This window comes from Mycobacterium sp., assembly GCF_035697385.1.
Lineage (GTDB): Bacteria > Actinomycetota > Actinomycetes > Mycobacteriales > Mycobacteriaceae > Mycobacterium.
Map to the genome: position 1 here is coordinate 1 of NZ_DASSCY010000152.1, position 8,349 is coordinate 8,349.

The window sequence follows — 8,349 nt, forward strand, 5'->3', positions numbered from 1 at the left end:
CAAGATCGCGGATCGGTTGCGCCAGCAGGCCGCCGCGATCGAGAACGGCAGCGCGTCCGATCGTTGAGGCCCGGCACCGGCCCCACTAAGAGCCCTTGAGCCGCACCAAGCGGGTGGTGCTGCTCTCGTCGAGCTCCACCAACTCGCTGTGCGAGCGCAGGAAGTCACTGAACGAGCGGAATCCCAGCGATTTCTCTGAGAACGACGGGTCCATCCGCTTCATCTGCGCCTTGACCGCGGAGTTGTGCAGCCAGTCGGCGTCGTCTTTCTCGTGGCCGATCCGCAGTGCGCGCTCCAGCAGGCCGGTGGCCGCCTTCTGCGGGTCGGGTGCGGGCTCGTCGTCGGCCTCTTGCGCCTTGGTGCGGCGCGGCTTCTTCGCGGGCGCCGGTGCGACGGTGGGAACGCCGGGCAGCGCGTCGTAGGTGACGAACTCGTCGCACGCGGCGGTGAGCGACTTGCTGATCGACCCCGTGATGCCGATGCCAACGACGTAGCGGCCGAGGCGCTTGCACCGCTGTGCCAGCGCGATGTAGTCGGAGTCGCCGGCGACGATGACCACATGCGTCAGGTCGGGCAACCGGAACATGTCCTCGACGGCGTCCACCGCCAGCCGGATGTCGGCCCCGTTCTTGGCGTAGGCGGCCGCAGGAAACAGCTGCACGAGGTCGACCGCGCGGCCGACCAACTGCCCGCGATAGTCGGCATTGACGTCCGCAGACCAGTCGGCGTAAGCCTTCGTCAGCACCAGGGTGCCGAACGATGACGCGAAGTCGATGATGGCGCCGACGTCGACAGTCGCCATGGTCAGCCGCCCCGGCTCCTTGTGGAAGCCTGCCGTTTTGTCACGCTGAAACGAGCTGCGGCCGTGGATCTGGTCATAACGCGAGATGACGATGTTGTCGAAATCAAGGTAGACCGCCACGCGCGGCGTGCCGGGCTCCGTCATGGTTCAGTCCTATCACCTCGGACGCACTGTTACCGTCGCGTCGTGGTTCGCTTGTGACCTGCGGTTTGGCGGCGCTGCTGAGCAGGCTGTACCCTCTTTAAGGCCCACGGCATCGGCGTCTGTTGAGTGCTCCGGGCTCTGGCCCCCTTAGCTCAGTCGGTAGAGCGTTTCCATGGTAAGGAAAAGGTCAACGGTTCGATTCCGTTAGGGGGCTCGGTGGACGCCGGATTGGCGGCGGCGCCCGACATGGCGGTGTAGCTCAGTCGGTTAGAGCGAACGACTCATAATCGTTAGGTCGCCGGTTCGAGTCCGGCCATCGCTACAGATGAACAACGAGATTTGCATGATTTCAGGAAGAGGCAGCTGACGTGGCGTCCAGTACCGACGTACGGCCAAAGATCACTTTGGCCTGCGAGGTGTGCAAACACCGCAACTACATCACCAAGAAGAATCGTCGCAACGATCCTGACCGGCTGGAGCTCAAGAAGTTCTGCCCGAACTGTGGCAAGCACCAGGCCCACAAAGAGTCGCGCTAACCGCGTCAACCAGCAGGCGTTTGCTCGGGTTGACTAGGTAGGTTAATTAGCCGTGACTTTGTCCTCAGACATCGTCGGGATGCACTATCGCTATCCCGACCATTACGTGGTGGGGCGGGAGAAGGTCCGCGAGTACGCGGTCGCCGTCAAGAACACCGACGCCGCGTTCTTTGACGAGAAGGCCGCGGCCGAGCTGGGCCATGACCGCATCCTGGCCCCGCTGACGTTCATTTCGGTGTTCGGCTACCAGGCGCAGTCGGCGTTCTTCGCCAATGCCGACATCGGCATCCAGGACGCCAAGATCGTCCAGGTCGATCAGGAACTCAAGTTCATCAAGCCGATCAAGGCCGGCGACCGGCTCTACTGCGATGTGTACGTCGACTCCGTCCGGCAGTCATTCGGCGCGGACATCATCGTCACAAAGAACATCGTGACCAACGAGGCCGGTGAAGTAGTGCAGGAGACGTATACGACCTTGGCCGGTCGTACGGCTGCAGAGGGAGAAGAAGGTGGCTTCAACGATGGCGCTGCGTGAGTTCAGTTCGGTGAAGGTGGGTGACAAGCTTCCCGAGAAGGTCATTCCACTGACTCGCACGGACTTGGTGAACTACGCAGGGGTCTCGGGGGACCTCAACCCGATCCACTGGGACGACGAGATCGCCAAGCAGGTTGGGCTCGATGTCGCGATCGCCCACGGCATGCTCACCATGGGCCTCGGTGGCGGCTACGTCACGTCATGGGTCGGCGACCCCGCCGCGGTGACTGAGTACAACGTCCGATTCACCGCGGTGGTCCCGGTGCCCAACGATGGCAAGGGCGCCGAAATCGTGTTCAATGGACGGGTGAAATCCGTTGAGCCGGAAACAAAAATGGTGACGATCGCGCTTTCGGCCACTTCGGGGGGAAAGAAGATCTTCGGCCGCGCCGTCGCAACCGCAAAGCTGGCGTAGCGAATGGCTCTCAAAACAGACATCCGGGGGATGGTCTGGAAGTACCCGGACACGTTTGTGGTCGGGCGCGAACAGGTCCGCCAGTACGCAGCCGCCACCAAGGTTGACGACGCGGCCAGCTACGACGAGGACGCCGCCGCCGAACTGGGTCACGACTCCCTCATCGCGCCGCTGACCTTCGTGTCGATTCTGGCCAACCTGATCCAGAAGCACTTCTTCCAGCACGTCGACGTTGGCTTGGAGACCATGCAGATCGTCCAGGTCGACCAGAAGTTCGTGTTCCACCGGCCGATCAAGGCCGGCGATGAGCTTCAAGGGACCATGCACGTCGAGTCGGTCGACGAGCGGTTCGGCGCGGACATCGTCGTCACCCGCAACGTCTGTACGGACCCCGACGGCCAGATCGTGCTCGAGGCCTACACCACGCTGATGGGCCACGAGGGCGACAATTCGATTTCGGTGAAATGGGATCCGGAATCGGGCCAGGTCATGAGGACAGCGGTCGGCGAGTAATCCCGAACCGGATTAGTAACTCTGACGGGGTGCGCGCTACACTCGGACCTCGGGGTTTGCCCAGTCCAGCGCGCTGTCCGTCGGTTTGAAGATCGACCGAACGGGGAGCGCGCGAATTGTGTGAGCCCCTGCCATCAGTGCAATCCTTGAAGGGGCGTAGCTCAACTGGCAGAGCAGCGGTCTCCAAAACCGCAGGTTGCAGGTTCAAGTCCTGTCGCCCCTGCTCAAACTGAATACTCGACAAGTGTGGACACTGGATAGTGACCACCCCAAGAAACCAGACGAAAGGCATGCGGTGAGCGACGAGCGCGATAGTGCCGGCTCCGCAGGCGACGACGGCACCGACAGCGGTCAGACCGCAGTCGTGACGCAGCCGCTGCGCCCCACGGGCAAGCGGTCGCGGCGCGGAGCGGCCAGCGAGGCCGACAGCGAGGCTGTCGACCTGGAGACCGGTACCAAGGCTGCTCCCACCAAGAACGGCGCCCCGACCAAGACCGCCAAGAAAGCTGCCGACCGCCCGTCGCGCAATCCGTTCACGTATGTCCTGACTTACCTGCAGCAGGTCATCGCTGAACTGCGCAAGGTGATCTGGCCGAACCGCAAGCAGATGGTCAGCTACACCAGCGTGGTGCTGATCTTCCTGGCGTTCATGGTGGCGCTGATCGGTCTGGTCGACCTGGGCCTGGCCAAGCTCGTGATGCTGGTTTTCGGCTGACACGAGAAAGATCTAGAGAGGACTGAAAACCGTGACTAGCTTCGAAGGCGAGACGCCTTCGGGTGAGACCGTCGATCTGATCGACGAGACTGCAGCCGACGAGACTGCCGTCGACGCCGTGACCGAGGACGCCGACGCGGCGCCAGCCGAGGGCGCGGAAGCGGCCGAAGCGGCTACCGACTCCGATGTCGCCGCCGAAGCGGCTCCGGAAGAGGACGAGGATCCGGCCGTCGCGCTCAAGAAAGAGCTGCGCCTCAAGCCCGGCGACTGGTACGTCATCCACTCCTACGCCGGCTACGAGAACAAGGTGAAGGCCAACCTCGAGACCCGTGTGCAGAACCTCGACGTGGGCGACTACATCTTCCAGGTCGAGGTGCCCACCGAAGAGGTCACCGAGATCAAGAACGGCCAGCGCAAGCAGGTCAACCGCAAGGTGCTGCCCGGCTACATCCTGGTGCGCATGGAACTCAACGACGAGTCGTGGGGCGCGGTGCGCAACACGCCCGGCGTCACCGGCTTCGTCGGCGCGACGTCGCGGCCGTCTCCGCTGTCGCTCGACGACGTGGTGAAGTTCCTGCTGCCGCAGGGCCAGCCGAAGAAGGTCGCGAAGAGCACGGCCGGCGCTGCGTCGTCCGAGGCCACGTTGGAGCGCCCGGAGATCTTGGTGGACTTCGAGGTCGGCGAGTCCGTCACCGTCATGGACGGTCCGTTTGCGACGCTGCCCGCCTCGATCAGCGAGGTCAACGCCGAACAACAGAAGCTCAAGGTGCTGGTGTCCATCTTCGGCCGCGAAACACCTGTCGAACTGACCTTCAACCAGGTCGCCAAGATCTAGCTACTGCGATTTGTGGAGCCGCACCGGCGCCGACCGCCGGTAAAACTCCACAAGTCGCGAAGAAACGAAAGGAAATCATGGCCCCGAAGAAGAAAGTCGCCGGGCTGATCAAGCTGCAGATCCAGGCCGGGCAGGCCAACCCCGCCCCGCCCGTGGGTCCGGCGCTCGGCCAGCACGGCGTCAACATCATGGAGTTCTGCAAGGCGTACAACGCCGCGACGGAGAGCCAGCGCGGCAACGTCATCCCCGTGGAGATCACCGTCTACGAGGACCGCAGCTTCACCTTCGCGCTGAAGACCCCGCCCGCCGCCAAGCTTCTGCTGAAGGCCGCAGGCGTGCAGAAGGGCTCGGGCACCCCGCACACCACCAAGGTCGCCAAGGTGACCTGGGATCAGGTGCGTGAGATCGCCGAGACCAAGAAGGAAGACCTGAACGCGAACGACATCGACGCCGCGTCCAAGATCATCGCCGGCACCGCCCGGTCGATGGGGATCACCGTCGAGTAAGACGGCGGTCCCGTGGGAGGGCCAGCTCCGGCCCGCCAACCACAACCAACCATCGAGATTGGATTACGAATGAGCAAGAACAGCAAGGCATTCCGCGAGGCCGCCGAGAAGGTGGACCGGACGCGGCTGTACACCCCCCTTGAGGCCGCGAAGCTGGCCAAAGAGACGTCGTCGAAGAAGCAGGACGCCACCGTCGAGGTCGCCATCCGGCTCGGCGTCGACCCGCGCAAGGCCGACCAGATGGTGCGCGGCACCGTCAACCTGCCCAACGGCACCGGCAAGACCGCCCGCGTCATCGTGTTCGCGGTCGGTGACAAGGCCGAGGCCGCGCTGGCCGCAGGCGCCGACGAGGTGGGTAGCGACGACCTGATCGAGAAGATCCAGGGCGGCTTCCTGGATTTCGATGCCGCGATCGCGACGCCGGACCAGATGGCCAAGGTCGGCAAGATCGCCCGCGTGCTCGGCCCACGTGGCCTGATGCCGAACCCGAAGACCGGCACCGTCACCCCGGACGTGGCGAAGGCCGTCGGCGACATCAAGGGCGGCAAGATCAACTTCCGCGTCGACAAGCAGGCCAACCTGCACTTCATCATCGGCAAGGCCTCGTTCGACGAGAAGCAGTTGGCCGAGAACTACGGCGCCGCGCTCGACGAGATCCTGCGGGCAAAGCCGTCGTCGTCGAAGGGTCGCTACTTGAAGAAGGTCGTCGTGTCGACGACTACCGGTCCCGGCATCCCCGTCGACCCGGCCGTCACGCGCAACTTCACCGAGGCCTGATAGCGCTATCGCTGGTCGGCGACGATACGGCCGAGCTCTGCGCGTGAGTTGATGCCGAGCTTTCGGTAGATCCGCGCCAGGTTGGCTTCGACCGTCTTCGGACTGATGAACAGTGCGGCGGCGACGTCGCGGTTCGTCATGCCGGAGGCGGCAAGCTCGGCGACTCGTCGTTCGGACGGCGTGAGGGCAAGGTCTCGGGTAGGGGAGACGTTCACGCGTGCGAGCTCTGCGCGAGCGCGATCGGCCCACAACGGTGCGCCAAGGGTGACGAACGCCCGCATCGCTTCATTCAAAGTTGTTGTGGCGCTGACTTTCTGGCGTTGCCGACGTTGTAGCTGGCCGAGAAGCAGCTGCGTGCGGGCGCGTTCGAATGGCATCTGCAACCGGTCATGTTCGCGGATGGCCTGCTGGGCCATGAGGCTGGCGGCGTCGACATCGCCCTCGGCGGCCAGGTACATGCTGCGGCACCGGGCGCCGATGGCCAGCATCCACGGGCGGTCGAAGTGACGCCCGTCGGTTTCCAACGCCTTGATCATCGGCTCGGCGTCGGCGCGCCGTCCCAGCGCCACCATCGCCTCGACGGCGTCGGGGATGTAAGAAGCAGTCATGATCTCCAGGCCTGGGCTCGTCTCGAATGCTGACACCAGCGGCTGCAACGTCGCGACTGCCTCGCTGTAATTGCCAAGCGAGACCTCTAGAAATCCCAGGGTCACGAGAGGCCAGTTTGCGAGCCGTGGCGATTCGCCGCGCGCGGCGATCTCCAGCGCTGCACGGGCGCCTTCGCGTGCATCGTGTTCTCGCCCAACATAAGCGGCCGCCATGGCCTTCATCGAAAATGCGACGGACAGCGAGCCGCCGCCCTGCTCTGCGCGTTCCATCACTTCGTCGGCAAGCAGTGTGGCCTCTGCGAAGTTTCCGCCCCACACTTCGACCAGCGTGCCGAGTGTGGCGATGGCCATCAGGTCATGCTCTGCGCCGCGTTCGACAGCAGACCGCCGGGCCGCCTCCAGCTCAACGCGTGCTTCATCCAATCGCCCTGTCCAGCTGAGGATCTCAGCAAGCACGACTCTGGCGCGGAACGGCATGAGCACGTTGACGTCGGGATCGTCCAGGTCTAGGGCCCGCTGCAGGCTCGACTCGTCGACACCGTGGCCGTAGATGAAACTCAACTGCACCAGCATGGCCAGAGCGCGGCTGATAAGGGTGGGCACGCCGAGGTCTTCTGCAGCGGCCACAGCCTTGCGGGCGTTCGTCAGGGACTCGTCGAACTTGGCGACCATTCGTTGGCTGAAGGCCAGCGAGATCAGGGTATGCGTGAGCAATGTCGGGTCGTCGCGCGCGTCGTCAAGCGCGCCCTCCAGGACGGTGACTGCTTCGTTCCAATTGTCCTCGTATAGAAGCACTCCGGCCATCAGGTTCAAAGCGATTCCCCGCAGCAAGCCGGGCTCTAGCTGATCGATTGTGGGCTCGAGCATCCGACGAGCCAGGGTTGCGTCGCCGGCCATGAAATGGTGTTCGGCCGCGCGAATTCGGCGCTGTGGGGTGTCGCCGCCGAGCCCGATCGCCAGCTCGACCAGCTCAGCGGCGGCAGCCGGTGCGCCCCGTGCGTTGGCCGAGTCGGCCGCCTTGTCGAGTGAAGACAGCGTTGCGGGGTCTGCGCTCGAGGCTGCCAGCGCCATATGCCTGGCCTTCAACTCGGGCAACACAACGGCCTGCGCGAGCTTGCGGTGCATTGCCCGCCGCTCGGCCGGGCTCGCGTCGGTGTACACACTTCGGGCCAGCAATGGGTGGGCGAACCGCACGTTGTCACCGTCAAATGTGATGAGCCCCTTGCGTTCTGCCTCGCCAAGCAATTCTACGGCACGGTCGATGGTGTTGTAGGTGACGTCAGCGAGCAGCTGCACGGTCGGGTTGGCAACCGACGCGGCGGCCAGTAGAAGAGCGCAGGCATCGCGATTCAGGCTGCCGATCCGCTGACGCATCAGATCGCATAACGTTGCCGGCAGTACCTGACGAGAGCCCGCGGTCCCGTCATCGATCGCACGAGCCAACTCGAGCGCGTAAAACGGGTTGCCGCCAGAGGTTTCGGCGATTTGCACCATCGCGGGACGGGAAAAGGATCGGCCCAGCCGCGACGAGATCAGTGCGTGCAGGCCGCCCAGACTAAGCGGACCGACGTGGATGCGGTCAATGCCGTCGGGGCGGGCCAAGTGAAGCCAGTTCACCGCATGTCCACAGTCGGGATCGCACCGCTCGGTGACGAGCACCCCGACTCGGCCGTTCAGCCGCCGGGCGGCGTATGAGACGACGGCCTGGCTGCACGGATCCATCCATTGCACATCATCCATCGCAACCACAGTTGGTACCTCGATGGACAGGCGGTCGAGGACGGTTGCGAACGCCGCGGCGACCACGCGGTGATCGGTAGCTGGACCTTCGCTGCTGGTGCGCAGCAGCACTCGGTCGACGGCGATGCGTTGTAAGTCAGGGAGCTCGTCGAGCACGTCCGGATCGACGTCACCCAAGAGATCGGCGACGGCCGCATAGGCCAGCACGGACTCCGCCTGGCCG

The 8,349-nt window shown here is 64.2% G+C and carries 10 protein-coding genes and 3 tRNA genes; 11 read left to right on the forward strand and 2 right to left on the reverse strand.

Features of this window, described 5'->3' with window-relative positions; genetic code table 11:
* Nucleotides 1-85 precede the first annotated feature (85 nt).
* Nucleotides 86-946, reverse strand: coding sequence for an NYN domain-containing protein (locus VFH65_RS12880; RefSeq protein WP_353322003.1), 861 nt, complete (start codon nucleotides 944-946; stop codon nucleotides 86-88).
* Between the two features lie 141 nt (nucleotides 947-1,087).
* Here VFH65_RS12880 and VFH65_RS12885 point away from each other — a divergent pair.
* From VFH65_RS12885 to rplA, 11 genes are all read left to right on the forward strand, one after another.
* A tRNA-Thr gene (locus tag VFH65_RS12885) sits at nucleotides 1,088-1,160 on the forward strand.
* 34 nt (nucleotides 1,161-1,194) lie between these two features.
* Nucleotides 1,195-1,268: transfer RNA gene (locus tag VFH65_RS12890), tRNA-Met, on the forward strand.
* 46 nt (nucleotides 1,269-1,314) lie between these two features.
* The gene (gene rpmG / locus VFH65_RS12895; protein ID WP_006246868.1) at nucleotides 1,315-1,482 is read left to right on the forward strand and encodes a 50S ribosomal protein L33; all 168 of its coding nucleotides are present in this window, start codon (nucleotides 1,315-1,317) and stop codon (nucleotides 1,480-1,482) included.
* 52 nt (nucleotides 1,483-1,534) lie between these two features.
* Entirely contained in the window at nucleotides 1,535-2,017 is a 483-nt protein-coding gene (hadA, locus tag VFH65_RS12900; protein WP_353322004.1) for a (3R)-hydroxyacyl-ACP dehydratase subunit HadA, read from the forward strand.
* Nucleotides 2,004-2,432 (forward strand): (3R)-hydroxyacyl-ACP dehydratase subunit HadB, encoded by a 429-nt coding sequence (hadB, locus tag VFH65_RS12905; RefSeq protein WP_353322012.1) that lies wholly within the window; start codon nucleotides 2,004-2,006, stop codon nucleotides 2,430-2,432. The genes hadA and hadB overlap by 14 nt, the downstream gene beginning before the upstream one ends.
* A gap of 3 nt (nucleotides 2,433-2,435) precedes the next feature.
* Nucleotides 2,436-2,945 (forward strand): (3R)-hydroxyacyl-ACP dehydratase subunit HadC, encoded by a 510-nt coding sequence (gene hadC, locus VFH65_RS12910; protein ID WP_353322006.1) that lies wholly within the window; start codon nucleotides 2,436-2,438, stop codon nucleotides 2,943-2,945.
* 150 nt (nucleotides 2,946-3,095) lie between these two features.
* Nucleotides 3,096-3,168 (forward strand) — tRNA-Trp (locus VFH65_RS12915).
* A 72-nt stretch (nucleotides 3,169-3,240) separates the two neighbouring features.
* The gene (secE, locus tag VFH65_RS12920; RefSeq protein ID WP_353322014.1) at nucleotides 3,241-3,660 is read left to right on the forward strand and encodes a preprotein translocase subunit SecE; all 420 of its coding nucleotides are present in this window, start codon (nucleotides 3,241-3,243) and stop codon (nucleotides 3,658-3,660) included.
* A gap of 118 nt (nucleotides 3,661-3,778) precedes the next feature.
* Entirely contained in the window at nucleotides 3,779-4,495 is a 717-nt protein-coding gene (gene nusG / locus VFH65_RS12925; RefSeq protein ID WP_414688406.1) for a transcription termination/antitermination protein NusG, read from the forward strand.
* A 77-nt stretch (nucleotides 4,496-4,572) separates the two neighbouring features.
* Complete coding sequence (gene rplK / locus VFH65_RS12930) at nucleotides 4,573-5,001, forward strand: 50S ribosomal protein L11 (protein WP_325330142.1); 429 nt, start codon at nucleotides 4,573-4,575, stop codon at nucleotides 4,999-5,001.
* 69 nt (nucleotides 5,002-5,070) lie between these two features.
* Entirely contained in the window at nucleotides 5,071-5,778 is a 708-nt protein-coding gene (gene rplA, locus VFH65_RS12935; protein ID WP_353322009.1) for a 50S ribosomal protein L1, read from the forward strand.
* 5 nt (nucleotides 5,779-5,783) lie between these two features.
* Here the strand turns inward: rplA and VFH65_RS12940 are convergent.
* Nucleotides 5,784-8,349 (reverse strand): helix-turn-helix transcriptional regulator (locus tag VFH65_RS12940; RefSeq protein WP_353322010.1); only part of this gene is annotated, 2,566 nt, incomplete at its 5' end.

Coding starts and splice junctions, on each gene's coding strand:
- hadB (WP_353322012.1), top strand. CDS start 2,004: ATGGCGCTGCGTGAGTTCAGTTCGGTGAAGGTGGGTGACAAGCTTCCC.
- VFH65_RS12880 (WP_353322003.1), bottom strand. CDS start 946: ATGACGGAGCCCGGCACGCCGCGCGTGGCGGTCTACCTTGATTTCGAC.
- hadC (WP_353322006.1), top strand. CDS start 2,436: ATGGCTCTCAAAACAGACATCCGGGGGATGGTCTGGAAGTACCCGGAC.
- rplA (WP_353322009.1), top strand. CDS start 5,071: ATGAGCAAGAACAGCAAGGCATTCCGCGAGGCCGCCGAGAAGGTGGAC.
- rplK (WP_325330142.1), top strand. CDS start 4,573: ATGGCCCCGAAGAAGAAAGTCGCCGGGCTGATCAAGCTGCAGATCCAG.